The organism is Thiocystis minor (genome assembly GCF_016653465.1).
GTDB classification, from domain to species: Bacteria; Pseudomonadota; Gammaproteobacteria; order Chromatiales; family Chromatiaceae; genus Chromatium; species Chromatium minus.
On the sequence record NZ_NHSQ01000043.1, the window covers coordinates 18,641 to 40,929 of the forward strand.

At 63.6% G+C, this 22,289-nt stretch carries 26 protein-coding genes; 4 read left to right on the forward strand and 22 right to left on the reverse strand.

What is annotated here, in order from left to right:
• The first annotated feature begins 92 nt into the window (after window positions 1-92).
• Window positions 93-1,784, forward strand: coding sequence for an NAD-dependent malic enzyme (locus tag CCR95_RS03775; protein WP_201091997.1), 1,692 nt, complete (start codon window positions 93-95; stop codon window positions 1,782-1,784).
• Between the two features lie 5 nt (window positions 1,785-1,789).
• Here CCR95_RS03775 and CCR95_RS03780 read toward each other — a convergent pair whose 3' ends face one another.
• Window positions 1,790-3,064 carry a CNNM domain-containing protein gene (locus CCR95_RS03780; protein WP_201091999.1) on the reverse strand — a complete coding sequence of 425 codons (1,275 nt, stop codon included), beginning with the start codon at window positions 3,062-3,064 and terminating at the stop codon, window positions 1,790-1,792.
• A gap of 124 nt (window positions 3,065-3,188) precedes the next feature.
• Between CCR95_RS03780 and CCR95_RS03785 the strand changes: the two genes are divergently transcribed.
• Both CCR95_RS03785 and CCR95_RS03790 read left to right on the forward strand, forming a co-directional pair.
• Window positions 3,189-4,091: a recombination-associated protein RdgC gene (locus tag CCR95_RS03785; protein ID WP_201092000.1), complete on the forward strand. Its 903-nt coding sequence runs from the start codon at window positions 3,189-3,191 to the stop codon at window positions 4,089-4,091.
• Between the two features lie 53 nt (window positions 4,092-4,144).
• Window positions 4,145-4,591: a DUF29 domain-containing protein gene (locus CCR95_RS03790; protein WP_201092002.1), complete on the forward strand. Its 447-nt coding sequence runs from the start codon at window positions 4,145-4,147 to the stop codon at window positions 4,589-4,591.
• A gap of 126 nt (window positions 4,592-4,717) precedes the next feature.
• Here the strand turns inward: CCR95_RS03790 and CCR95_RS03795 are convergent, their stop codons facing one another.
• The 14 genes from CCR95_RS03795 to CCR95_RS26055 all read right to left on the reverse strand — a co-directional run bounded on the left by CCR95_RS03795 (window position 4,718) and on the right by CCR95_RS26055 (window position 18,673).
• A complete protein-coding gene (locus CCR95_RS03795; RefSeq protein ID WP_201092004.1) occupies window positions 4,718-5,725 on the reverse strand; it encodes an NAD-dependent epimerase in 1,008 nt (335 codons plus the stop codon).
• 364 nt (window positions 5,726-6,089) lie between these two features.
• The gene (locus CCR95_RS03800; RefSeq protein ID WP_201092005.1) at window positions 6,090-7,397 is read right to left on the reverse strand and encodes an FGGY-family carbohydrate kinase; all 1,308 of its coding nucleotides are present in this window, start codon (window positions 7,395-7,397) and stop codon (window positions 6,090-6,092) included.
• Between the two features lie 266 nt (window positions 7,398-7,663).
• A complete protein-coding gene (locus CCR95_RS03805) occupies window positions 7,664-8,587 on the reverse strand; it encodes a metal ABC transporter solute-binding protein, Zn/Mn family (RefSeq protein ID WP_201092008.1) in 924 nt (307 codons plus the stop codon).
• A gap of 251 nt (window positions 8,588-8,838) precedes the next feature.
• Window positions 8,839-9,651 carry a metal ABC transporter permease gene (locus tag CCR95_RS03810; RefSeq protein ID WP_201092009.1) on the reverse strand — a complete coding sequence of 271 codons (813 nt, stop codon included), beginning with the start codon at window positions 9,649-9,651 and terminating at the stop codon, window positions 8,839-8,841.
• Window positions 9,639-10,241: an ATP-binding cassette domain-containing protein gene (locus tag CCR95_RS03815; RefSeq protein WP_201092012.1), complete on the reverse strand. Its 603-nt coding sequence runs from the start codon at window positions 10,239-10,241 to the stop codon at window positions 9,639-9,641. Before CCR95_RS03815 ends, CCR95_RS03810 begins: the two co-directional genes overlap by 13 nt.
• Entirely contained in the window at window positions 10,238-11,125 is an 888-nt protein-coding gene (locus tag CCR95_RS03820) for a metal ABC transporter substrate-binding protein (protein WP_420825643.1), read from the reverse strand. Before CCR95_RS03820 ends, CCR95_RS03815 begins: the two co-directional genes overlap by 4 nt.
• A 162-nt stretch (window positions 11,126-11,287) precedes the next feature.
• Window positions 11,288-12,823 carry a TonB-dependent receptor gene (locus tag CCR95_RS03825; RefSeq protein ID WP_201092016.1) on the reverse strand — a complete coding sequence of 512 codons (1,536 nt, stop codon included), beginning with the start codon at window positions 12,821-12,823 and terminating at the stop codon, window positions 11,288-11,290.
• A gap of 117 nt (window positions 12,824-12,940) precedes the next feature.
• A complete protein-coding gene (locus CCR95_RS03830) occupies window positions 12,941-14,203 on the reverse strand; it encodes an LbtU family siderophore porin (RefSeq protein WP_201092018.1) in 1,263 nt (420 codons plus the stop codon).
• Window positions 14,204-14,498: 295 nt separating this feature from the next.
• Window positions 14,499-15,569 carry a molybdenum ABC transporter ATP-binding protein gene (modC, locus tag CCR95_RS03835; RefSeq protein ID WP_201092019.1) on the reverse strand — a complete coding sequence of 357 codons (1,071 nt, stop codon included), beginning with the start codon at window positions 15,567-15,569 and terminating at the stop codon, window positions 14,499-14,501.
• Window positions 15,562-16,254: a molybdate ABC transporter permease subunit gene (modB, locus tag CCR95_RS03840; RefSeq protein WP_201092021.1), complete on the reverse strand. Its 693-nt coding sequence runs from the start codon at window positions 16,252-16,254 to the stop codon at window positions 15,562-15,564. The genes modC and modB overlap by 8 nt, the downstream gene beginning before the upstream one ends.
• A 3-nt stretch (window positions 16,255-16,257) precedes the next feature.
• Complete coding sequence (modA, locus tag CCR95_RS03845) at window positions 16,258-17,007, reverse strand: molybdate ABC transporter substrate-binding protein (RefSeq protein ID WP_201092023.1); 750 nt, start codon at window positions 17,005-17,007, stop codon at window positions 16,258-16,260.
• Between the two features lie 170 nt (window positions 17,008-17,177).
• Window positions 17,178-17,606, reverse strand: coding sequence for a TOBE domain-containing protein (locus CCR95_RS03850; protein WP_201092025.1), 429 nt, complete (start codon window positions 17,604-17,606; stop codon window positions 17,178-17,180).
• Window positions 17,607-17,881: 275 nt separating this feature from the next.
• A complete protein-coding gene (locus tag CCR95_RS03855; RefSeq protein WP_201092027.1) occupies window positions 17,882-18,289 on the reverse strand; it encodes a hypothetical protein in 408 nt (135 codons plus the stop codon).
• Between the two features lie 192 nt (window positions 18,290-18,481).
• A complete protein-coding gene (locus CCR95_RS26055; protein WP_338115346.1) occupies window positions 18,482-18,673 on the reverse strand; it encodes a hypothetical protein in 192 nt (63 codons plus the stop codon).
• Here CCR95_RS26055 and CCR95_RS26060 point away from each other — a divergent pair.
• Window positions 18,620-18,874 (forward strand): hypothetical protein, encoded by a 255-nt coding sequence (locus tag CCR95_RS26060; protein WP_338115345.1) that lies wholly within the window; start codon window positions 18,620-18,622, stop codon window positions 18,872-18,874. The two genes, CCR95_RS26055 and CCR95_RS26060, sit on opposite strands and share 54 nt — an antisense overlap.
• Here the strand turns inward: CCR95_RS26060 and CCR95_RS03865 are convergent.
• The 7 genes from CCR95_RS03865 to hisI all read right to left on the reverse strand — a co-directional run bounded on the left by CCR95_RS03865 (window position 18,855) and on the right by hisI (window position 22,277).
• Window positions 18,855-19,664 (reverse strand): TOBE domain-containing protein, encoded by an 810-nt coding sequence (locus tag CCR95_RS03865; RefSeq protein WP_201092031.1) that lies wholly within the window; start codon window positions 19,662-19,664, stop codon window positions 18,855-18,857. The two genes, CCR95_RS26060 and CCR95_RS03865, sit on opposite strands and share 20 nt — an antisense overlap.
• Window positions 19,665-19,671: 7 nt before the next feature.
• Window positions 19,672-20,199 carry a disulfide bond formation protein B gene (locus CCR95_RS03870; protein ID WP_201092033.1) on the reverse strand — a complete coding sequence of 176 codons (528 nt, stop codon included), beginning with the start codon at window positions 20,197-20,199 and terminating at the stop codon, window positions 19,672-19,674.
• Between the two features lie 36 nt (window positions 20,200-20,235).
• A complete protein-coding gene (locus tag CCR95_RS03875; protein WP_201092035.1) occupies window positions 20,236-20,586 on the reverse strand; it encodes a DUF190 domain-containing protein in 351 nt (116 codons plus the stop codon).
• Between the two features lie 241 nt (window positions 20,587-20,827).
• On the reverse strand, window positions 20,828-21,214 hold the full coding sequence (gene crcB / locus CCR95_RS03880; RefSeq protein ID WP_201092036.1) for a fluoride efflux transporter CrcB: 387 nt from the start codon (window positions 21,212-21,214) through the stop codon (window positions 20,828-20,830).
• 7 nt (window positions 21,215-21,221) lie between these two features.
• Window positions 21,222-21,485 carry a SemiSWEET transporter gene (locus CCR95_RS03885; RefSeq protein WP_201092037.1) on the reverse strand — a complete coding sequence of 88 codons (264 nt, stop codon included), beginning with the start codon at window positions 21,483-21,485 and terminating at the stop codon, window positions 21,222-21,224.
• A 63-nt stretch (window positions 21,486-21,548) separates the two neighbouring features.
• Window positions 21,549-21,866 (reverse strand): phosphoribosyl-ATP diphosphatase, encoded by a 318-nt coding sequence (locus tag CCR95_RS03890; protein WP_201092038.1) that lies wholly within the window; start codon window positions 21,864-21,866, stop codon window positions 21,549-21,551.
• A gap of 15 nt (window positions 21,867-21,881) precedes the next feature.
• On the reverse strand, window positions 21,882-22,277 hold the full coding sequence (gene hisI / locus CCR95_RS03895; RefSeq protein WP_201092043.1) for a phosphoribosyl-AMP cyclohydrolase: 396 nt from the start codon (window positions 22,275-22,277) through the stop codon (window positions 21,882-21,884).
• Window positions 22,278-22,289 lie beyond the last annotated feature (12 nt).

The window sequence follows — 22,289 nt, forward strand, 5'->3', positions numbered from 1 at the left end:
CGACGCAACGGCTGGCAATGTCAGGGGTGGGGAGCCGACTCCAAGTTAGAATACGCTGCATCGCAGCCTGTCATTCACCGTGAGACTCAACCATGACCAAGCCCATCGAATGCCATCCAATTCAATCCACGGATGTCCCCGTCGTCCCGATCCGCAAGCGCGGCCTGGAGTTGGTGCGCGATCCCCTGCTGAACAAGGGCAGCGGCTTCCCGGACAGCGAGCGCGCCGCGCTCGGTCTGCGCGGGCTGGTTCCGCCGCGGACGGTCGGCATCGACGATCAGGTCGGACAAGCGATGGAGAACGTACGCCGTCAGCAAAGCGATCTCGATCGCTATCTCTATCTGGAGAATCTGCACGATTGCAACGAGACGCTCTATTACCGAGTGCTGCTCTCTCACCTCAACGAACTAACCCCGATCATCTACACCCCGGTGGTCGGCCAGGCCTGCACTCAGTTCGGACACATTTACCAGCGCGCCCGCGGTATGTATTTCAGCGCCACCGACGCACCGCATTTCGAGGAGATGGTCGGCAACTGGCCCGAGGACGCGATCGAGGTCGTGGTGGTCAGCGACGGCAGCCGCATCCTCGGGCTCGGCGATCTGGGCGCCAACGGCATGGGTATCCCGATCGGCAAACTGTCGCTCTATGTGATCGGCGCCGGGCTGCACCCCCGGCACACCCTGCCCGTCCTGCTCGACATGGGCACCAACAATGAGGCGCTGCGCGAGGATCCGTTCTATCTCGGCCAGCGCATGCCGCGCCTGACCGGCGACGCCTATGACGAGATCGTGGAAGCCTTCATGCGCGCCGTCCACGCCCGCTGGCCGCATGCGCTGATCCAGTTCGAGGACTTTTCCAACGACCAGGCGTTCCGGCTGCTCGAACGCTATCGCCACCGGATGCTCTGCTTTAACGACGATATTCAGGGCACCGGGGCCGTTACCCTGGCCGGCATCCTGAGCGCGTTGCGCATCACCGGCCAGACCCTGACGGAGCAACGGATCATTTTCCTCGGCGCGGGCGCGGCGGCACGCGGCATCGCCGACAGTATCGTCGCTGGCATGATGGGCGAGAGCGGCATCGGTCTGGAGGCCGCGCGCCGCCAGATCTGGACGATCGATTCGCACGGGTTGGTCACGCTCGACCGTCTCGACAGCCTCTCGGAACACAAGCGTCCCTTCGCGCAGGATTCGGTTCCGCATGCGGATCTGATCGCGGTAATTCGGGCGGTCAGGCCCACCGTCCTGATCGGGGTCTCCGGTCAGCCGGGCAGTTTCACCGAGGAAGCGATCCGCGAAATGCACCGTCACTGCGAGCGCCCGATCCTGTTTCCGCTCTCGAATCCGACCAGCAAGGCCGAATGCACCGCCGAGCAGGCCTATGAATGGACCGATGGCGCCGCGCTCTTCGCCAGCGGCAGCCCCTTCCCGCCCGTCGCTCACGGCGAACGCATGCTGGTTCCGGGTCAGTGCAATAACATGTACATCTTCCCCGGCGTCGGTCAGGGCGTCGTCGCCTGTCAAGCATCGCAAGTGACCGACGCCATGCTTTACGTCGCCGCCCGCACCCTGGCCGGGCTGGTCGGCGAAGACAGCTTGGCGATGGGCCGGCTCTACCCCGACCTCACCCTGATCCGCGAAATCTCCACCCAGATCGCCGTCGCCGTCTGCGAACTCGCCTTCGCCGAGGGACTGGCCGGCATCGAGCGCCCCGACGACCTGGACGCCTTCATTCGCGCCCGCCTGTTCGAGCCGCGATATGTCCCCTACGAAGCGGCTTGAGCCCCTTAAGAGCGCCCTTTGCGCACAATGCGCTGGATGATCTTGACCGTCTTCACGCCGGCATCGACGGTCTGGACAATCTCCAGCGGATGCCCGTGGAGCTTGAGGCTGGTGCCCGGCTCGGGGATGGTTTCCAGATAGTCCAAAATCAGGCCGTTGAGGGTCTTGGGACCGTCGGTCGGAAGCTCCCAGCGCAGGGCGCGGTTGAGGTCGCGCAGACCGATACCGCAGTCGACGATCAGACTGCCGTCCTCGGCGCGATAAATCTCTTCGATGCTGTCGGAGGGGTCGGTGGTGAACTCGCCGACGATTTCCTCCAGCAGATCGGTCAGGGTGATCAGCCCTAGAAAATCGCCGTACTCGTCCACGATCAGCGCCACGCGCCGCTTCAGGCGCTGGAAGTTGAGCAACTGCTGATAAAGCGGCGTGCCCTCCGGCACGAAATAGGGTTCGCGGGCGATCTCGCGCAGGCGCTCCTTGCCCAGACCCTGCTCCAGCAAGGCGTGCAGCGCGTTGCGCGCATGAAAGACGCCGATGACGTTATCGACCCCGCCATCGAACAGCGGCAGACGGGTATAGCTGGCGTTACGGATGGCCTGGATGATCTCGTCGTCGCTGTCCTGGAGATCGATGCCCTCGACCTCGTGGCGCGGAATCATGATGTCTTCCACGGTTGCGTGTTCCAGATCCAGGATCGCCAACAGCATGTCGCGGCTGCGCTCGGGGACCATAGCGCCCGACTCGCTGACCACGGTGCGCAGTTCCTCGCGACTCAGGGCAGTGTTCGAGCCGCCTTCCGAGGCAATCCCCATCAGTCGCAACAGTCCGTTGGTGACGAGATTGACGGACCAGACGATGGGATAGAGCACCTTGAGCAGCGGGGCATAGACATAGGCCGCCGGGAAGGCGAGGCGCTCCGGGTGAAGCGTGGCATAGGTCTTGGGGGTGACCTCGCCAAAAATGAGAATAATGAGGGTCAGCAGCCCGGCGGCAATGCCGATCGCCGCTTCCCCGCCAAGACGCAGCGCGATGATGGTCGCCAATGACGAGGCCATGATGTTAACGAAGTTGTTACCGAGCAGGATGAGTCCGATCAGCCGGTCCGGGCGGTCGAGCAGCACGCGGGCGATGCGCGCGCCGCGGTGCCCCTGATCGGCCAGGTGCCGCAGCTTGTAGCGGTTCATGGTCAGGAGCGCGGTCTCGGAGCCGGAGAAGAAGGCCGAGAGCAGGATCAAAACGAATAAAGCGAAAAACAATCCGGTCAGCGGGAGATCGTTCACGGGGTACCGAGGTTTGGCGGGGTTGAGGGTATTCTAGCGAAACTCCGGCACTCCCGCCGAGCGGACGTCTTTGCAGTTCATCCGGAGTCGGTCATACTCCGGCCCTTTTCGATCAGGATCGACCATGTTCAAGAACGCACGTTTTTTCCGACTGGACACGCCCTTTGCCCTGGAGACCGCCGAACTGGAGGCGCGTCTCGGCGAGCGCCGTTTCCGCCCCTGCGGCCCCATCGAAACGGCGACCCTGGGCTGGTCCGCCCCGCTCGGCGAGGAGACCGCCGGACTCGTGCATGGCGTGGGCGGCTGCCTGCTGATGTGCGCGCGCAAACAAGAACGGCTGCTGCCGTCCGCCGCCGTCGCCGAGGCAGTCGACGAGCGGGTCAGCGAATTGGAAAGCGGCGAGGCGCGCGATGTCGGGCGCGCCGAGCGCCGCCGATTACGCGAACAGATCGTCACCGAGATGTTGCCGCGCGCCTTCACCCGCTCGCGCCGCACCCAACTCTACATCGACACCGAGGCCGGCTGGATGGTCGTGGACGCCTCCAGCGAGAAACAGGCCGAGGAGGTCGTCTCGCTGCTACGCGAAACGCTGGAGACCCTGCCCGCGAAGCTGCCCGACCCCAGCAAGACGCCCTCGACGGTCATGACGAGCTGGCTGCTGGACGGCACCGCTCCGCCCGATTTCGTGGCCGGCGACGCCTGCGAGCTACGCGATTCGGACGATTCCGCCGGGGTGGTGCGCTGTAGCGGTCAGGATCTCGCTAGCGACGAGATCCTGAATCATATTCGCGCGGGCAAGCGGGTGACCAAACTGGCGGTCGAGTGGGACGAACGGTTGAGTTTCGTGCTGGCCGAGGATCTCTCGCTCAAGCGTCTGCGCGTCGGCGATGCCCTGCTGGAGGAGATGGACGACACCGACCTGGAACCGGCGGCCCGGCTGGATGCCGAATTCGCCATCCTCGCCCTGCAGATGCGTCAATTGATCGCGCGGCTGGACGAGGTGTTTGGATTACTGTCGACCGACTGAACACCGTCGGGCACGCCCGGCGTCGCCATTGACACGGTTTAAGGGGGTCTTCGTTGAGCGCCAACCTATATGAAACCGATCGTTCCGCCTGGCTGGAGCAACAGGCCAACCTCCTGAAAACAGGGCAGTTGCGGGCCTTGGACATTGATCATCTGACCGAAGCGCTGGAGCTTGAGATGGGGAACGAGCGCCGTGAAATGTATCGGCGGTTGCGGATTCTCATCGGTCATCTGCTGAAATGGCAATATCAATCCGAACACCGCTCCGCCAGTTGGGCCGGAACGGTGCGGGTGCAGCGCAAGGATCTGAACCGGCTGCTCAAGGACAGCCCAAGCTTGCGACGCTTCCTTGAGCCGGAGACTCGCGATGCCTATGCGGACGCGGTCGAACTTGCCAGTGTCGAGACCGGCCTGACGGAATCCGACTTTCCCGCTCAATGCCCCTACCGCATCGAGGATCTGTTGGACAAGGAGTTTTGGCCGGAGGCGTTCCCGAGCTGATGATCCTGCCGCCTGAACGTGAAGCCGCTCAGGGCAAGCCCTTCGATTCAGCTCCTTGTGCCGAGCGGAGCCGAAGCAAGGGCTCACCGCGAACGGCTTCGCTGAACGGCAGCGAGCGCCCGGAAATCAAACCTGATAAAACCCCCGATACCACTCGACGAACCGCGCGACGCCCTCGGCAACGGGGGTGCTTGGCATGTAGCCGGTCTCCCGAACCAACTCGCTGACATCGGCGAAGGTATCGGGCACGTCGCCGGGCTGGAGCGGCAGCATGTCCATTTCGGCCTTTTTCCCCAGACAGTCTTCTAGGCGACCGATGTATTCCATCAGTTCGACCGGCTGGTTGTTGCCGATGTTGTAGAGCCGATAAGGCGCCTGACTGGTCGCGGCATCGGGCTCGGCGCCCGACCAATCGGGATTGCCCGCGGGCACGCGGTCGAGCACGCGGATGACGCCCTCGACGATATCGTCGATGAAGGTGAAATCGCGCCGGTGCTTGCCGTAATTGAAGACCTGGATCGGCTCGCCGGCGAGGATCGCGCGGGTGAACTTGAAGAGCGCCATGTCGGGACGCCCCCAGGGACCATAGACGGTGAAGAATCGCAGCCCGGTAGTCGGAATCCGGTACAGATGGCTGTAGGTGTGGGCCATCAGCTCGTTGGCTTTTTTGCTGGCGGCATAGAGGCTCAGGGGATGGTCGACATTGTGATGGACCGAGAAGGGCATCTCGGTATTGGCTCCATAGACCGAGCTGCTGGAAGCGTAGACCAAATGCTCGACGCCGTGATGTCGGCAGGCTTCCAGAATATTCGCGAAACCGACCAGATTGGTCCGAACATAGGCCATTGGATTGTCGATGGAATACCGCACCCCGGCCTGCGCCGCCAGGTTGACCACCCGCTCCGGACGGAAGCTGGCAAAGATTTCGCCGAGCCGCTCGCCATCCTCGATATCGGCCCGCAAATCCCGATAGCCCGCGTAGTTCAGGGTGCGGGCAAGCCGCGCCTCCTTGAGACCGACATCATAGTAGTCGTTGAGGTTATCGATACCGATCACCTCGTCGCCCCGTTCCAGCAGGCGCAGCGACAGGGCCGATCCAATAAAACCGGCGCTGCCGGTGACCAGGACTTTCATAGGAACTCCTCGGGAGACGGATGACGGATGACGGATGACGGATGACGGATGACGGATGACGGATGACGTCATCTTAAACCGCATCCGGGGGAGCCGTCAGTCATCAGGGATCGCTGACCACCGACACCTACCTAACCCTGGATTGCTTGAGGGCGCCAAATGCTTGCAGATGAGTCAAATGTATCGTTGTCGTTGTCGTTGTCGTTGTCGTTGTCGACGATCCGACAACGACAACGACAACGACAACGACAACGACAAGGATCGCTGCTCAGCTTGCTTAAGGTGCCGTCGATCAGCAACTTCCCCCTGTATCGGCGTCGCCCGCAAGCGGGCTCCTACGGTTAGTATCTTTCACGAAAACCGCCTAAAGCGATGATCCGTCAAATGCCTGAAGCGCAAGCCAGGCGGCTCCGAACGCGGCCTCGCGATGCTCGGCCGGCATGACATCGACCCCCAGCAGGCGTGTTCTCAGACGTGTCCAAGTCGGATTCTCGGCTCCGCCGCCCACGGTGACGACGCGAGTCGGACGCGGTGCCCCCAGCTCGGCAAGACGCGCGTAGCCTTCCGCTTCGATGGCCGCGATGCCTTCCAGCAGTCCGTGCAGAAAGCGGACTGGGTCGGATGGACGAGGTTGCAAACGTGGTTCAAGGTCGGGTTCGTGGCATGGAAATCGCTCGCCAGTGCCGGGAAGCGGATAGTAATTCAGACCCGACGGGGTGTCCGGATCGATGGCACGGCTCAGATCGGCGATCTCCTCGTCGCCGAAAAATTGGCGCAAAACCGCGCCACCGCTGTTGGAAGCCCCGCCGACCAGCCAATGCTCGCCAAAGCGATGGCTGTAAACGCCGAATGCGCTGGCGCTCACCGGTCGTTCGGCAACGATCTTGACGACCAGCGTACTGCCGAGCGAGGTCACCGCGTCGCCCGGATGCTGGACACCGGCGGCAATCACCGCCGCGGTACTGTCGGTGGTTCCGGCCAGGATCCGCGTGGTTTCCGGGAAACCGAATTCGCGGGCGACCTCGGGGGCGATGCGGCCGAGCGGCCTGCCGGGCGCGACCACCCGTGGCAGGACGGTTCCGGACGGAAGCAGGTCAAGTACCCAGTCGGGCCAGCACAGACGCTCGGCGTCATACCCCAGCTTCAGCGCGTTGTTCCAATCGCTGTGGCCAAAATCGCCCATCAGGCGCCCGATGATCCAATCCGCCTGATGGAGCGCAAGCGTAGGCGTTGCTCCGGCCATCCCTTCGCGCAATGCGATGAGTTTGGCCAAACTGGAGCCGGGGCCACGCGCCGGACTATCGGTCGGCGCGACGTGCTCGATCCGGGCGGCGGCCGCCGCGACCGCGCGCCGGTCGTTGTACATGAGCGCCGGTCCAAGCGGCCGACCGTCGGGGGTGGCGATCAGCAGGGTCGCCGAGGTCGCGTCTACGCAGATCGCGGCCGGCGGACGATCACGCAGCGTCTCCCCAAGCGTCTTGAGGACGGTGTGCGCCGCCTGCCACCAAAGCTCCGGATCCTGTTCGACGCCACCGTTCGCGAGTCGAAAGGGTGGGGGCATGGCGACCCGCGCGCTGGCGCATTCGGTGCCCGACCCATCGAGCGCCACCGCCCGACAGCCGGAGGTACCGAGGTCGAGCCCGATGAAGGACGCTGACGAGGTGTTCCGCATCTTCGCTCACCCGAACCGCATCCAGCGCGGTCTGTGTCGTAGTCCAGTCACCCGAGCCGCAAGACGATCGACCCGGCGCGGCGCAACGCGGTGGAAATGATCCCAAAAAGAGCAGTTGAACCGCAAAGAACACAAAGAACGCCAAGTAGTTCACTTCCTTGTCTCGATGACGATAGTCACCCAAAGGGCGATTGTCTTGGCACTTCAAGCCCTTGTTTTTCTTTGAGTCCTTTACTCCTTTGCGGTTCTGAATGCCGGATTAAAAATTATCGTTCAGACTCGGCGATCACGCGGGCGACCCGGCGCAGGTTCTCGAAATACGCCGGCGCCAGCGGATCGATGACCTCCACCCGCCCATCGATGGCCTTCGCCACCTGCTCCGCCGACTTGGGCGAAAACTGCGGCTGGACGAAGACCACCCGAACCGACTCGCGACGGGCCTGATCGATCAGCGCGGCGAGGCTGCGCGGACCCGGTTCCTTGCCGGCCTTCTCGATGGGAATCTGCTCAAGTTCGTAGGCTTCGGCGAAATAGCCCCAGGCGGGGTGGAAGACCATGAATCGGCGGTGGGTCAGTCCGGCCAGCTCGGCGCGGATGTCGCGGTCGAGCACATCCAGGTCGGCGGTGAAGGCAGCGAGATTGTCGCTGTAGTCCTTGGCGTGGGCCGGGTCCAGGTCGGCGAGCGCCTGCTGGATGTTCACGGCCATCCGCTTGACCAGGGCCGGGCTGGTCCAGATGTGCGGATCCTGTTCGGAGTCGGTCTTGGCTGGCGTGGCCCCAACCCTTTCATGGTCATGTCCGTGCGCTTCGGCTTCCTGATACGCAGACCCCTCGCCTGGCCTCTCATCGTGATCGTGCGCGTCCATGGCGCGCGGAGTGATTCCCTCGCGGGCGTCCAGCATCCGCAGTGTCGGATTGGTGACGCGAATGCGCTCGGCCCAGGCGTCCTCGAAGGGAACGCCGATGCGCACATAGAGATCCGCGCCGGCCAGCCGGGCGATCTGGCTCGGGGTTGGTTCATAGGTGTGCGGACTGAACCCCGGCCTGACCATGGATTCCACGACGACATGGCTGCCGCCAATGCGTTCGACAAAGGTTTGCTGCGGCAGGACGCTGACGAACACCCGCAGCGGCTCGGCGGCTTGCGCCAAGGGCAGGAACAGCCAGAGACAGAGCAGATAATTGCGCATCGAAATGACCTCGGTTTCAGGTTGATCGTAAGTTCGGGAATAGGAACCGCTCGTTGTCGATGACTGTGTTCTGGCGTCGAACCGATCAACCTAGAAAGAGCAGTCAGCCGCCAGCCGTTGGTATGTCGAGGTTTTCGCTGATTAAGGCGTTCCCCCAATGGGTGAACCTCGGCCGGACTTGCCCAATGGCCAATTTGATGATTTCCATGAGATGGCTGCTGGAGTCTGTAAGCTGACAGCTCTTTTCAGGATCAAGTCGCGCTCGACGTGCCGGCCCCGCTGAACGCCGCCAGGCCAGCACCGGCGACCAGTAGGGCGACGAGCACGGGTCCGAAGGGCTGATCCAGCGCCAGCGCGGTCATGAAGGCCGCGAGATAACCGACGCCGCCGATCAGGATCGCGAGGATCAGGGTCCAGCGCCAACTGGGGGCGAGACGGAACGCGATCCAGGCCGGGACGAAGATCAGCGCGAAGGCGCCCATCAGTCCCAGGGTGGCGGTGGCGACCGCGAGACTGGCGGCGGTCAGCAGATCCAGACCGAGCCGCCAGTGCCAGGTCGGTCGCCGGTTGGCCGTCTCAAAACGCGGGAAAAAGGTCGCTCGCAGGATCAGCGGCATCAGCCAGGGCAGGAGGCGGATGGCGCTCGCGACCAGCAGCGAGGACATTAGCAGTTCGGTCGTGCCGGCGAAATAGAGCTGTCCGTCGATCAGCGCGTGACCGAGGCTGTCGCCGACCGCCGAGTTGGCCGCGACCAGCAGCAGCGCCGACCAGCCGATCAGGATCATAAAGGCGTAGGCGGCATTGCCGCGGGCGCGCAGCAGGGTCTTGACGGCGCCCGCCACCAGCGCGCCCAGGGTTCCGCCAACGACCGCCGGAAGACCCGCCGCCAGTCCGATCAGTGCGCTCGCGGCGGCCAGATGGGCGAGCCCGAGCGCGGCGAGCCATTCCTGACGCAGGGTCAGCAAGGCCCCGAGCACCGGCAGCAGACCGGCCAGCAGCAGCCCGGTCACGAACGGCAGCCGGAACAGCGGGTCGAGCGCGAGGTCGGGGATCAGCTCGAACATCCGGACTCGCGATCCACGCTCACCTCGACGATCCGCGAACAGACGGACTCCAGAAAACGCCGTTCGTGACTGACCAGCAGCACCGCGCGCCCGTCTCCGGGCCGAACGATCAGGTCGACCAGCCGGGCCTCGGCATCGGGATCCAGATTGTTGGTGGGCTCGTCGAGCAGCACCAGATCCGCCGCGGTCGCCAGTGCGGACCAAACCCAGAGCAGCTGATACTGGCCGCCGCTCAGTCGGTCGAGACGCCGATGCAGGATGGCCGCCAGCGCGGGCGGCGCATCGGTTCGCGCCGCCCCCGCCGAACGCAGCAGTTCATGACCCGTCACGGGCATGCGCGGAAACCGCGCCGGTTGCTGTTCCAGATAGGCCAGCGTCAGTCCGGGCGCCTGCTCGATCCGACCCGCGAAGACGCGCGCGGCATTCCCGATGGCCTTGAGGATGGTCGATTTCCCACAACCGTTCCGACCCCAGAGTCCGAGCACCTCGCCGGCGCGCACCTCGAAGGACAGCGGCCCGATCACGGGTCGCGCATAGCCGGCGGTCAACCCGCTGACCCGCAGCAGCGTCTCGCCGGGTGCGCGCGTCATCGCGCGCCCGCGATGACATCGACCCAGCGGCCGATGTGGTTCAGATAGCCGTCGCCGTCGGCGGACAGCGGCGGCTCCAGACTCAGACGCTCGGCGCGCCACCCGAGATCGCCGGCGAGTTTCGTGGGGGCCTGGGGCGATTGATAGGGCGCGAAAAGGATGACGCCGTCGCGTCCCTTGAGCGTCGCGACCAGTTCGCTGAGCTGGCGTCCGGTCGGCGGCACGCCTGGCACGGCCTCGATGGTGCCCAGCAGGGGCACGCCGAAACGCTGCAACAGATAGATGGCGTCGCGGTGATAGAGCACGACGCCCGGCGCGCCGTCCAGCTGGGTCCGCCATTGCGCGACCCGCTGCCCGACCCGCTCGGCGAAGGCAGCCGCCGCGCGGCGATAGGCGTCTGCCCCCGCCGGATCGAGTTGGGCCAGTCGCTCGGCCAGCGCGCTGGCCACGGTCGACATGCGCACCGGATCGAGGTCGAGATGCGGATTGCCGACCGGATGCACATCGCCGAGCGCGCGGTCGGCTGGCCCACCGACATCCAGCAGATCGACCTGGGCCGCGGCCTCGAAATAGCCGGGCTGGCCCGACTGAATCCGTGGATTGGCGGCGCTGCCGATGGCCACCGGTAGCCAGCCGACCTCCAGTTCGGCGCCGATGGCGACCACCAGATCTGCCCCGCGCAGCGCGCGCATCATGCTCGGTTTGGCCTGAAGCTGATGCAGATCGCGGTCCGGCGAGGCCAGGATGGTCAATTCGGCCCGGGGGCCGGCGACCTCGCGCACCAGCGCGCCCATGCTGGTGCTGGTCGCGACGATTTTCAGCGGGGCGGCCTGGAGCGTGCCCGCGATCAACAGGCCGATCAGGGCGAGAGTCAATCGTTTCATCATCAGTGGTTCCTCAATGGAATTTGATCGCGAGAGGAGTGTCTCGCGGCGAGACCTTGGCGCCGGCCCGAATCTCCCCCTCATCCCCGACCCTTCTCCCCCTCGGGGGAGAAGGGAGAACACGAAGGCTGGCGGCTGAAAGCAGACCGCTGTTTGCTTCCGCTAAAACGCATGCGACCCGTGGCTGCCCAGGCTCATCAGAAACTGGAGATAGAAGGCATCGAAACGCTCGCGCTCGTTTTCCGCGACCAGGATGTCGTTCGTGGCGTACTGCGCGCGCAGTTGCGAGAACTCGGACAGGCTCCAGGTGACATTGACTGTCCAGCGGTCGGACGAACCGTAGTCAGCCCGCGTTCCGCCGCCAATCTCGTTGGTCAGACCAAGCACGTCGTAGCGCAGACCCGCCTTCCATTTGGGCGCGAAGCCATACACCGCCTGCGCATAGAGACCATCGGTCGTGAACTCGCGCGCGGAACCGATCGCCTCGGGATGGGGGCTGGAGCGGATGCTCAGATCCTTGATCGAACGCAGATACTCGGTCTGGAATTTGAAATCGCCCTGACCGGCGGCGCCTGCGCCGTCGTATTTGTAGACGAGATCGACACCCCATAAATCGGCGTCGCCGGCCAGTCCGTTCTCGTGAATCTCGACGCCCTCCTCCTCGTCCATGTGGGTGTGCGTGTGCGTCTGCACCTCCTGATGTTGGGTCGCGTGCGCATAGGAGAGGCCCAACTGAAGCGCGTGATTCTGACCCAGATCCGGGGCGATCTTGGCAAAGGCCGTCCAGAGTCGGGGGCCGTCCCGGCTGTCGCCGAGATTCAGCTCGACCTGTTCGGCCTCGTCGAGCGTGGCGCCGAAGACCTCCTGATTGCCTTGCAAGGCTTCGACACCCAGGAGCGTATAGAGCGGCAGATCCGGCAGCCAGGTGAGCTGAAGGCCCGTGTCCTGGATCCCGTGGTCGCCGAGCAGGTTCAGATAGGCCAGATTTTGATCGACGAAGTCCCACTGATGCGGGTGCTGCTTGTTGATGTAGCCGAAGTCACTCTGAAACTTGCCGCCCTTGGCGCGCAGACCGTAGGGCAGACCGCGTGTCTGAAACCAGCCCTCTTCCAGATGGACATTGCCGTCCCCGTCGATGGCGATGTAAGCGGCGGCATCGAAATAGGGATCGACCGTCGCCGAGAAGGCCAGTTCGGCCTCGCGGAAGTTGAAGCCGTTGACGGTGGAGCCGTGATCGTGGGCGGCTTCGCCCTCGTGTTCATGCGCATGACCGCCGCCGGACGGCTGAAAGGCCTGACCGACCAGCGCCGCGCCTTCGCCGTCGATGCCGTCGTGATAATAGTTGCCGTCGAGGATAACCGAGATCTGCGGATTGAAGGCGCTGCCGGAGGTGAGCGCGCCCAGGCCGCTCGGATTTTGTCTGGCGGGACCGGCGGCGACCGGGCCAACGGCTGGCGCGGTCATCGGTTGGGACTCTGCCGCCTCCGGAGAAACCGGCTGCTCGCGGGCCGCGTCCGCGGATTGTCGCTCGGCCTTGGCGAGCCGGCTCTCCAGATCCTGGATCCGTCGCTCGTATTGGTTCTTCATCTGGTTGAGCATGGACCGCAGTTCGGCGATCTCGGGATCGCTGGCCGGAAAGGCGCCGAGAGGGACGAGCAAGGCCGCTGTCGCGGCCGTGGCCAGCAGTGGTCTGTACATGGAGAGACTCCGACGAGGTCTGGCGGTCAGTGGGAGGATGGCGGGAAATGTTATGTCATAACATCTCTCGCACACAACCAACCATCCGAACCCGCCTTGACGATCGTCAATCTCCCGCTAAAACTCCACCGCCAGTTGGGCGACCAGGCTGTCGCCGGGGTTGCCGGTTCCGCCATCGGAGCTGCGGTAGTCGGTCGCGTGCGCCCACTCGAACGCGAGCGAGGTTCGGCCGAAGATCTCGATCGACCAGCCGACCAACCAGCGTTCCTTCGGCAGTTCGAACGCGAGCGCCTCGCGGGTGCCCTGCCAGGCGACGGCGGCGACCGACTCCCGGCCCATGACTGGGAAGGTGAAGCCGACCTCGATGTTCCAGGCTGACGGTTTGGCACCCTTGTCCTTGAAACTCAGACTGTCGCCATCGAAGGTGTCGGTGGCCGCGAGATACTCGCCGATGACATTGAACCGGCCAACGGTCGCGCTCGCATTGACCGTCCAGCCGCCGGTGCGATCCGTGGGATCGACGCTGAACGAGCCAGGGTCGGCACCGCCCTCGATGGCCGCCTCGAAGGCCGCGACACGGTTGTCGTTGATCGTGTCCTGAAGCGTGTCGGAGTCGCCCAGATCGTTGAGATAGCCGACGCCGAAGGCCCAGGCGCGGTCATCCTGTTCGTGGGCATAACCAAGGTTGGCGCCCCAACTGCCGATCTGGTTCTTGCCGTTGACCTTGTTGTCGCCGTTGAAGAGATAGGCGCTGCCCGAGAAATCGCCCTGCACGACCCCCAACTGAATCGCCGTCTCGCGCGCTTCGCCGATCTCCAGGGTGAGCGGGTCGGAAACCAGGTTGGTGTCGTAGACGCCGAAGGGGACATAGATCTGACCGGCGGTCAGAAAGACCGGCGTCGCCTCCGGATTGGCGAGGGTGATGTAGGCAACATCCACCTCCAGGTCGGTTTCGCCCTGCTCGTAGAGGAACGAAATGCCGGCCTCCACCCAGGCGTTGACCTGAGCGGCGATGCCCAATTCGACGGTCGCGAGCGTGACGTCGCTCTCGCTGTCGCCCTCGGCCGGTGAGACAGAACCGGCCTCGACCTCGATCAGGCCGGCGATTTCGATGTTGCGATACCAGGCACCGGTTTCGCCCTCCCCCGCCCCGGCGCGCTTCTGTTCGAGATCGTCTTCCAATGTCTTGACGCGCTTTGGCGTCCCTTCCAGCCGCGCCTGTTGTTCGGAGATGGTCACCTCCTGTCGTTTCAGCGCGGCTTCCTGAGCACGATTCTGGGTCTCCAGCCGCTGAAGTCGCACTTCGACGGTTTCCGCCAACGCCGGGGCTTGGCTTGCTAGCGCCAAGGCGATCGCGGCCGATAATGGTCGTGCTCTCATGATGACTTTCCTCCTAGGCTGATGCGATGCGGCCAGTAATCGCGCGGGCTTCCAGGGCGGAAGACCTGTCATCTGGCTGGCAACTCGCACCATCCCAGGATATAAACGCGAATTGTTATTATTTGTATAAAAAACCCGCCTGGATGTAAAGAGGCATTCGCCTCTCGACGGCGGCATAATACAAAAAATTATCGCGTGTTACTAAATCCGTCCAGTGAAGCATGTACTGTTCGTGCGCGACGCGCTCACAAGTGCCATTTGGGAAGGCGTCGATTGTCAGAAATCCGTGGATTGTTCACTCCATCAAGGCCACCGACTTGACCTGCACCCACAGCGACTGCCCCGGCGTCACGCCGAGCGCGGCGGCCGAGCGTTTCGTCAGCCGGGCGAGCAGCACCGAGTCGCCGACCCGCACCCGCACCAGGGCCAGGCCGGGGTGTTCGTCGTCCGCCATGGCGTCGACCCGGCCCGGTAGCAGGTTGAGGATGCTGGTGTGTTCCTGATGCTGCGCGGCCAGACTGACATCGCGCGCCAGCACCCGCACCCGGACGTGTTGCCCGATGGCCTGACCCTGATCGCGCGTCCACAGGCTGCCGCCAGGAAAGTCCACCCGCGCCAGATGCCATTGCGCGTCGCGCTCGGCGACAGTCGCATCCAGCACCACGCCCGCGTCCTCTCCGAGACGGATCGGCAGATCGAGTCGGGCGAGCGTCTCGCCGAGCGGACCGCTGGCGAGCACCCGACCGCCCTCCATCGCGACCAGATGATCGGCCAGCCGCGCCACCTCGTCCGGCGAATGGCTGACATAGAGCACGGGGATCTCCAGCGTATCGTGCAGACGCTCCAGATAGGGCAGGATTTCCTGCTTGCGCTTGAGATCGAGCGCGGCCAGCGGTTCGTCCATGAGCAGCACGCGCGGGCTGACCGCCAGCGCGCGCGCGATGCCGACGCGCTGACGCTCGCCGCCGGAGAGCCGGTCCGGCCGGCGTGCCAGCAGCGGGCCGATGCCGAGCAGCTCGATGGCCTGATCCAGACTCCTGCGCTGGTCCGCCGCGATGCGCTTCTGGCCGTAACGCAGGTTGCCGAGCACCGTCAGGTGCGGGAACAGACTCGCCTCCTGAAACACATAGCCGAGCGGACGCCGATAGGTCGGCAACCAGGTTCGGGCGTCCTGCCAGACCTCGCCCTTGAACGACAGAAAGCCCTGCCGGGATCGCTCCAGCCCGGCGATACAGCGCAGCAGGGTGGTCTTGCCTGAGCCCGAATGACCGAAGAGCGCGGTCACGCCCCGGCCGGGCAGGGTGAGGTCGACATCCAGCCGGAAACCCGGCCAGTCGAGCTGGAAGCGCGCAGCGATGTCATCCATGGCTTCCGTCCGCGCCGCGTGCGTTGCGCCGCCAGGCATAGAGCGACAACAGCACCAGGAAAGAGAACGCTACCATTACCGCCGACAGACGATGGGCATCGGCGTACTCCATCGCCTCGACATGATCGTAGATCTGTACCGAGGCGACGCGCGTCACGCCGGGAATATTGCCGCCGATCATCAGCACCACGCCGAACTCGCCTACCGTATGGGCAAAGGTGAGGATACCGGCGGTGAGAAAGCCCGGCGCGGCCAACGGCAGCGCGACGGTGAAAAAGCGATCCAGCGGCGAGGCGCGCAGGGTCGCGGCCACCTCCAGCGGACGCTCGCCGATGGACTCGAAGGCGCTCTGCACCGGTTGCACCATGAAGGGAAAGGAGTAGAAAACGGACGCCACCACCAACCCCCAAAAGGTAAAGGGCAGGAGTCCGAGACCGAGCGACGCGGTGAGCTGGCCGACGGGGCCGTTCGGCCCCATGGCGACCAGCAGATAAAAGCCGAGCACCGAGGGCGGCAGCACCAGGGGCAGCGCGACCACCGCGCCGATCGGCCCCTTCCAACGCGAACGGGTGCGCGACAGCCACCAAGCCACCGGAGTGCCGACCACAAAGAGGATGGCCGTCACGATCCCCGCCAGTCGCAGGGTCAGCCAGATCGCTTGCAGGTCGCTGTCACTGAGCAGCATTGTTTAGATCTCGTAGCCGAAGGCGCGGATGATGCTTTGCGCCCGCTCGCCCTTGAGATAGTCCATCAGCGCCGCGACCGCCGGCTTATCCCTGCCTGGCTCCAATACCACGGCGTCCTGACGGATGGGCGCGTGGAGCTTGCTCGGGATGATCCAGGCTGAACCTTTGGTGATCTTGCCGTTTTCCATGACCTGGGACAGGGCCACAAAGCCCAGTTCGGCATTGCCGGTGCTCGCGAACTGGAAGGTCTGGGCGATGTTCTCGCCGGTCACGAATTTCGGCTGAATCGCGTCCAACAGTCCCAGCCCCGTCAGCACTTCCAGGGTGGCGGCCCCATAGGGCGCCGTCTTGGGGTTGGCGATGGCGACCTTCTGGAAGTCGCCGGCGGCGAGCACCTTGCCTTCGTCATCCACGAAATCGGGTTGGGCCGACCAGAGCACCAGGGTTCCAACCGCGTAGGTGAATTGGCTTTCTTTCAACGCGACGCCTTCCTCGACCAGTTTGGTCGGAGTCGTATCGTCGGCGGCCAGGAACGCCTCGAAGGGCGCTCCGTTCTTGATCTGCGCGTAAAACTTACCGGTCGCGCCATAGGCCGCCTTGACCTGGTGTCCGGTCTCCTGCTCGAAGGCGGCGGCGATTTCCTTCATGGGCGCGGTGAAATTGGCGGCGACGGCGATCTGAATATCGTCGGCCTGGACCATGCCGGTTGCGAACAGGGCCAGCATCAGGGAGAGGTTGCGAGCAGGATTCATCGGTTGTTTCCTCAAACGTGGTGAACAATAAAGCACACAAAGAGCGGAAAGGACTTCAAAGTCTTGTCTTGATGACGATATTCATACCCCAGGGGATGATTGCCATGCGTATTACAAGCCCTTGTTATTCTTTGCGTACTTTGTGCCTTTGCGGTTTCTGATACCGGATGTCAGGGTTTAGTGGCCAGAATGATCTGAGACGCCTTGATCAGAGCGCAGGCGCGCGCACCCGCCTTGAGCCCCAGACCGTGCAGACTGTCGAGCGTGATCGCCGCCGTCAGCTCCGGGCCGCTGTCCGACTGGATCACGACGATGGCGTTGACCGCGCCTTCCTCGCAGCGCGCGACCGTGCCCCAGATCTGATTGCGGGCGCTGGTCTTGATCGCTGGATCGGTGAGAAGGATGACCGAGGGCGCCTTGACCAGCGCATAGGCTTCCCGTCCGGGCGCGAGTTCCAGATGATCGACGCTGCGATTGGTGACGATGGCCGTGAGTTCGAGACCGCCGATGTCGAGGATGACCTCGGCATTGACGGCGCCTTTGTCGACCGATTTCACGGTGCCATGGAATTGATTGCGGGCACTGGTGTGCATGGTCATGGATATCTCCTGTTTTGAGGGTTGAGGGTTCGGAGCGGGTTGCCGTGGCGTCGACGACCTGTCCGGCCATGTCGCGCGCCGGATCGTCAACGAATTGCTAGATTAAGGTCTGGCATGGGTTGCTGGACAATCCAGCTTTATATAAAAAATGATACAACGCTTCATATAGAATAAAAAGCAATTAAACCTTGTTGTTACGGAAGGCGTTATTTTTAATGAGATACAGCGTCATTGATCAGAGCGGCACCGGAATCGCCCCATGCGAGCGCACCGGGTCATCGCGGCATCCGCGTGTCGAAACCGAGGCTGATCACCGGATCGACATCCTCCCCAAAAGGCTGCCGCCAGCGGCGCACGAGCCAGCGTCCATCCAAGAGTCGCCACGCCTGGAGCGACTCGCCGTAGGTCAGCGCGGGATAGATCTCTTCGTCGTCATCCGAGCGCGGCTCGATCAGTCGATAATCGGAGGCGCAGAAGCAGGGCTTTCCAGTCTGATCATCGCCGATCACCCGCCGCGCCGGAACCTCGTACTCCCGATAGACTCGGAACGACTGGGGCACAATCGCCAACGCCTGCCAAGGCTCGGGAAGCCAGGCCTGCCATTGGGGTTGGCAGCACTTGACCGTGTTGCGTGATGACCCTTCCCGGGGTACCGCGCCGAAAATACAGGGCGAATGTGTCATGGCGATTGCTCGTCGGGATGTGGCGGCTCGATTGAACCGCCGAATCGTGATCGCAAGAAAGCGCTGGCCGGTCCTGATGGCTGGGCCAGCGGAAAACCTCGTGGTGCGCAGCGGCGCTATTATTAAAGCATGATAAATGCCAAGTTGTATTTCTATAAACAGAACACTGTTTTTAAAAATTTTTATGCTCGGTCACGCGAAGGGAAAATAGCGCTCGTGACAGCTTTCAGCCAACTCTTGCGGAAATTTGGCGGCTTTGCGACAGCGGTTGAAGGGCTTAACATTGTCATTCGACTGTCCATCGAAGAGCAGCGGCGTTTCGTCGATCTGTTGCTGGATCCCCCGCCCCCGTCTCCCGCCCTGCAACGTGCGGCGAAGGCCCACCGCCGAGCTGATCCAAGGTTAAGAGTGCCCCGCTTTCGGATCGAAAACCTGTCGTCCGTGCATAACCGGACGGGGTTTCAGAGTGGTGTCGATTGGCGCCTGAGAAGGTTGCCAACTCGATGTCGCTGGACGACGTGGAGAACATCGGGAGCGGCGTGTCATGGGTTGGGTCTAACGCGGTTTAATTGTCCACGCCGATGATAACGCCGGAGGCGGGGAAGATGGCGCAGGCGGTTTCGCCCTCGGCAATCCCCATCCGGTCGAGCGCGTCCGAAGCGATCACCCCACGAATCGTGACCCCGGAGGCAAGCGCGACCACCACCTCTGCAGGACCGTCGCTGCGGGTCACTCGCTGAACCAGGCCGCACAGCACATTGACGCCTGCGTTCGCCCCTGGATCCGGCGCCCGGACGATGCCGACGGCGACCGCCTTGATCAAGGCCCAGACCTGACGGCCGGGGCGCAGGCCCAAAGATTCGACGCTCTCGTTGGTGACTCCGGCGGCGATGCGTTCGCCGCCCTGGATTTCGATCAGGATCTCGGCGTCCACGGTGCGGGCGGTGACGGAGACGATCCGCCCGATGAGCTGATTGCGGGCGCTGGTGCGCATGGCGAGCCGGCGCAGCAGGTCGAGCGCAGCCGTCGAGTCGCCCATGGCGGCGTTGATCCCCTCCAAAAAGCGGGCGTATTCGGTGGCGATGGTGCGATAGGCGGCGATCAGGCGGCGACCCTCGTCGGTGAGACGGGCGCCGCCGCCGCCCCGGCCGCCGGTCGCGGTCGCCACCACCGGCGCGGGGGCGACGTTGTTCATCGCGTCCACTGCGTCCCAGGCAGCCTTATAGCTGATCTTGAGCGACTTGGCAGCCTGGGTGATGGAGCCCCGCTCGGCGATCTGTTCCAGCAGCGCGATACGCTCCTCGCCGAGAAAGGCGACATCGTTGACGTTGAGCCAGAATTCGCCGGCGACGTTGAGCGGTTTATTGTTCGACATGGCAGGATTAGAGCAGATTCGCGCGGGGCGAGCGCCGGCCCCGCCAAAGCGTCCAGGCCGTGACGGCAAGCGTCAGGACGAACAGGAAAAAGGCCCAGTTCGCCAGCGACAGACCCAGGATGACCAGTTCCCGATCCTCGCAGAATCCGCTGGCCAGAAAGAGCGAAGGGGCCTGTTGGCCGAGCCATTCGACCAGTCGTTCGATGGGGCCTAATTGGCCGCCGACACAGGAGACCGTGTCCACCGGCTGGAATTGCAGCCAGCTCTGATAGGCGGCGACACCGGCGCCGACGGCGGCGAGCGCCAGCAATCCCAGGCCGGACGCCTGGACCGCCAGACGCGACCCGCCAGGGGACTCGGCCAGCGCGGCGGCCGTCGCCAACAGCGCCATCAGCATGAACAGCAGACGCTGAAAGATGCAGAGATGGCAGGGGTCCAGATTCAGCCAGGGCGTCAGGATCAGGCTCGCCAGCGCGGCCGAGGCACTAAGCATGGTCAGTAGAATCCAAACCGGACGCGGTACGATCTTCAGCATTGTTCGAGATTCCTTTTAGGTCGTTCAGTTGGACCGTCAAACCGCCGGCACGGAGCCGTCAATCCGAGCGTCCCCATTGGTAAAGCCCGCCTCGACGGGCACGCGCAGATAGAAGAGGCTCAAACCCTGGGCGCCGAGATGGGTAATGAAACGATCTGCCTCCGCCTCGGTGAGCACGAAACCGACCTCGACCGGCAGATCCCCGGCAAGCTCGAAGAAATGCTCTTCGTGCAGACGCCCGTGCCGGCCAAACCCCGCCAGTGCGCGAAACGCCGAACCGCCATGGAAGCCCATGGACCGCGCCTCCTCCAGCAGCCATTCATACGCCAATCTGCGATGATGGCGGCGGTTTTCGGCGACATAGAATTTGAGAAAACACCCCTGCATGGTCGCGTTCCTCTTGAGATTAAACCGCGCCCAGCGCGGTATGCGCTGTTTTTGCATTGGACCGGCCCCGGCAGAATCAACGACCGCTGGAGCTGGCGCTGTTTAAGTGATTAAAAATATAAATTTAAAACCGCGTCTCACCGAGATCGAGGACATCTCCACAGCTAGACACAACATGAGAATTACGCATTCCGCTCTGGACGCGGTTTAGGTGAAGTTCCAGTCCGGTTCCAGCCCGGCGTCAAGCGCGCATCAGCAGATAGGCCAGCCACAGGCCGAGCGCCGTCATGGTCAGCGAACCGGTCAGGTGCGCCAGGATCGCAACCAGGCCCCAGAGATAATCGCCCCGCGCCAGCAGATTGACCACCTCCGCCGAAAAGGTGGAAAACGTGGTGAGACCGCCAAGAAAGCCGGTGACGATGAGCAGGCGCGCTTCTGGTGGCAGACCGGGATGCCGGGAAAACCAGGCGACGGCCAGACCGATCAGCAGCCCGCCCAGCAGGTTGGCCGCCAGAGTTCCGAGCGGCAGGGTCGGAAAGAGCGGATTGAGCCGGCTGCCCAGGAACCAGCGCAGCAGCGCGCCGAGTCCGGCGCCGGTGAACACCGAGAAAACGGATAGAAGCGTCATGCCGCGCTCAGGATTCCCGTGGTTCGGTCAGCTTATGCCAGAGGACGATCGTCGCCAGCAGCAGGGTCACGCCGTTGGCGAGGATGATCGGCCAGGCCCCGAGCAGGATGCCATAAAGGCCCCACAACGCCACCCCAGCCGTGAACAGAAGATACATCCAGAGCGAAAGGGCGCGGGTGTCGCGGGTGCGCAGGGTCTGCCAAACCTGAGGGACGAAGGAGGCCGTGGTCAAAAAGGCGGCGGCATAGCCGAGCAGATCCGGGTGTGACATGGTGACCGCGCCAGAATTTGGAAATCGATGTCAGTGCCAAATCGAAAGACGGCCAGACTTGCGTTATTTGGCGCGTCCGGCCTTCTCGTCCAGGCCCGAGAGTCCGAAACGACGATCCAGTTCCGCCAGCACCTGCGCCGGCCCCAATCCCTGCTGGGCCAGCAGTACCAGGGTGTGAAACCAGAGGTCGGCGACCTCATACACGATTTTCTCGGGAACCCCATCCTTGGCCGCCATCACGGTTTCGGTGGCCTCCTCGCCGATCTTCTTGAGGATGGCGTCGAGTCCCTTGGCATAGAGCCGGGCGACATAGGACGAGTCGGGATCGGCCGCCTTGCGTTCTTCCAGGATGACCGAAAGACGTTCGAGGATATCGCTCATCGTGGCAGGCTCCGATCAGGATTGACGGTAGATGGCATCCGGATCCTTCAGCACCGGCGCGATCTCGGCCCAGTCCCCGTTGGCGTCCAGTTCGCGGTAGAAGCAGTGATGACGCCCGGTATGACAGGCGATCCCACCCTTTTGTTCGACCTCGATGACGACGACATCGGCATCGCAGTCGATCCGGATCGCGTGCACGACCTGCTGATGCCCGGATTCCTCGCCCTTGTGCCACAGCCGTCCGCGCGAGCGCGACCAGTACACGGCATGCCCGGTGTCGCGGGTGAGCCCAAGCGACTCGCGGTTCATCCAGGCCATCATCAGGATGACGCCGGTTCCGGTTTCCTGGGCGATGGCGGGCACTAGCCCGTCCGCTCCCCATTTGATGGCGTCGAGCCACTGATCGGACATATGTTTCGTTCT

What these genes read in the sequence shown, in the direction of transcription:
- CCR95_RS03855 (WP_201092027.1), bottom strand. Translation starts at nt 18,289, where the DNA reads ATGACACATTCGCCCTGTATTTTCGGCGCGGTACCCCGGGAAGGGTCA.
- CCR95_RS03785 (WP_201092000.1), top strand. Translation starts at nt 3,189, where the DNA reads ATGTTCAAGAACGCACGTTTTTTCCGACTGGACACGCCCTTTGCCCTG.
- CCR95_RS03805 (WP_201092008.1), bottom strand. Translation starts at nt 8,587, where the DNA reads ATGCGCAATTATCTGCTCTGTCTCTGGCTGTTCCTGCCCTTGGCGCAA.
- hisI (WP_201092043.1), bottom strand. Translation starts at nt 22,277, where the DNA reads ATGTCCGATCAGTGGCTCGACGCCATCAAATGGGGAGCGGACGGGCTA.
- CCR95_RS03850 (WP_201092025.1), bottom strand. Translation starts at nt 17,606, where the DNA reads ATGACCATGCACACCAGTGCCCGCAATCAATTCCATGGCACCGTGAAA.
- CCR95_RS03890 (WP_201092038.1), bottom strand. Translation starts at nt 21,866, where the DNA reads ATGAGCGATATCCTCGAACGTCTTTCGGTCATCCTGGAAGAACGCAAG.
- CCR95_RS03825 (WP_201092016.1), bottom strand. Translation starts at nt 12,823, where the DNA reads ATGTACAGACCACTGCTGGCCACGGCCGCGACAGCGGCCTTGCTCGTC.
- CCR95_RS03800 (WP_201092005.1), bottom strand. Translation starts at nt 7,397, where the DNA reads ATGCGGAACACCTCGTCAGCGTCCTTCATCGGGCTCGACCTCGGTACC.
- CCR95_RS03810 (WP_201092009.1), bottom strand. Translation starts at nt 9,651, where the DNA reads ATGTTCGAGCTGATCCCCGACCTCGCGCTCGACCCGCTGTTCCGGCTG.
- CCR95_RS03775 (WP_201091997.1), top strand. Translation starts at nt 93, where the DNA reads ATGACCAAGCCCATCGAATGCCATCCAATTCAATCCACGGATGTCCCC.
- modB (WP_201092021.1), bottom strand. Translation starts at nt 16,254, where the DNA reads ATGCTGCTCAGTGACAGCGACCTGCAAGCGATCTGGCTGACCCTGCGA.
- modC (WP_201092019.1), bottom strand. Translation starts at nt 15,569, where the DNA reads ATGGATGACATCGCTGCGCGCTTCCAGCTCGACTGGCCGGGTTTCCGG.
- CCR95_RS03885 (WP_201092037.1), bottom strand. Translation starts at nt 21,485, where the DNA reads ATGTCACACCCGGATCTGCTCGGCTATGCCGCCGCCTTTTTGACCACG.
- CCR95_RS03875 (WP_201092035.1), bottom strand. Translation starts at nt 20,586, where the DNA reads ATGCAGGGGTGTTTTCTCAAATTCTATGTCGCCGAAAACCGCCGCCAT.
- crcB (WP_201092036.1), bottom strand. Translation starts at nt 21,214, where the DNA reads ATGACGCTTCTATCCGTTTTCTCGGTGTTCACCGGCGCCGGACTCGGC.
- CCR95_RS03870 (WP_201092033.1), bottom strand. Translation starts at nt 20,199, where the DNA reads ATGCTGAAGATCGTACCGCGTCCGGTTTGGATTCTACTGACCATGCTT.
- CCR95_RS03830 (WP_201092018.1), bottom strand. Translation starts at nt 14,203, where the DNA reads ATGAGAGCACGACCATTATCGGCCGCGATCGCCTTGGCGCTAGCAAGC.
- modA (WP_201092023.1), bottom strand. Translation starts at nt 17,007, where the DNA reads ATGAATCCTGCTCGCAACCTCTCCCTGATGCTGGCCCTGTTCGCAACC.
- CCR95_RS03865 (WP_201092031.1), bottom strand. Translation starts at nt 19,664, where the DNA reads ATGTCGAACAATAAACCGCTCAACGTCGCCGGCGAATTCTGGCTCAAC.
- CCR95_RS03795 (WP_201092004.1), bottom strand. Translation starts at nt 5,725, where the DNA reads ATGAAAGTCCTGGTCACCGGCAGCGCCGGTTTTATTGGATCGGCCCTG.
- CCR95_RS03820 (WP_420825643.1), bottom strand. Translation starts at nt 11,125, where the DNA reads ATGAAACGATTGACTCTCGCCCTGATCGGCCTGTTGATCGCGGGCACG.
- CCR95_RS03815 (WP_201092012.1), bottom strand. Translation starts at nt 10,241, where the DNA reads ATGACGCGCGCACCCGGCGAGACGCTGCTGCGGGTCAGCGGGTTGACC.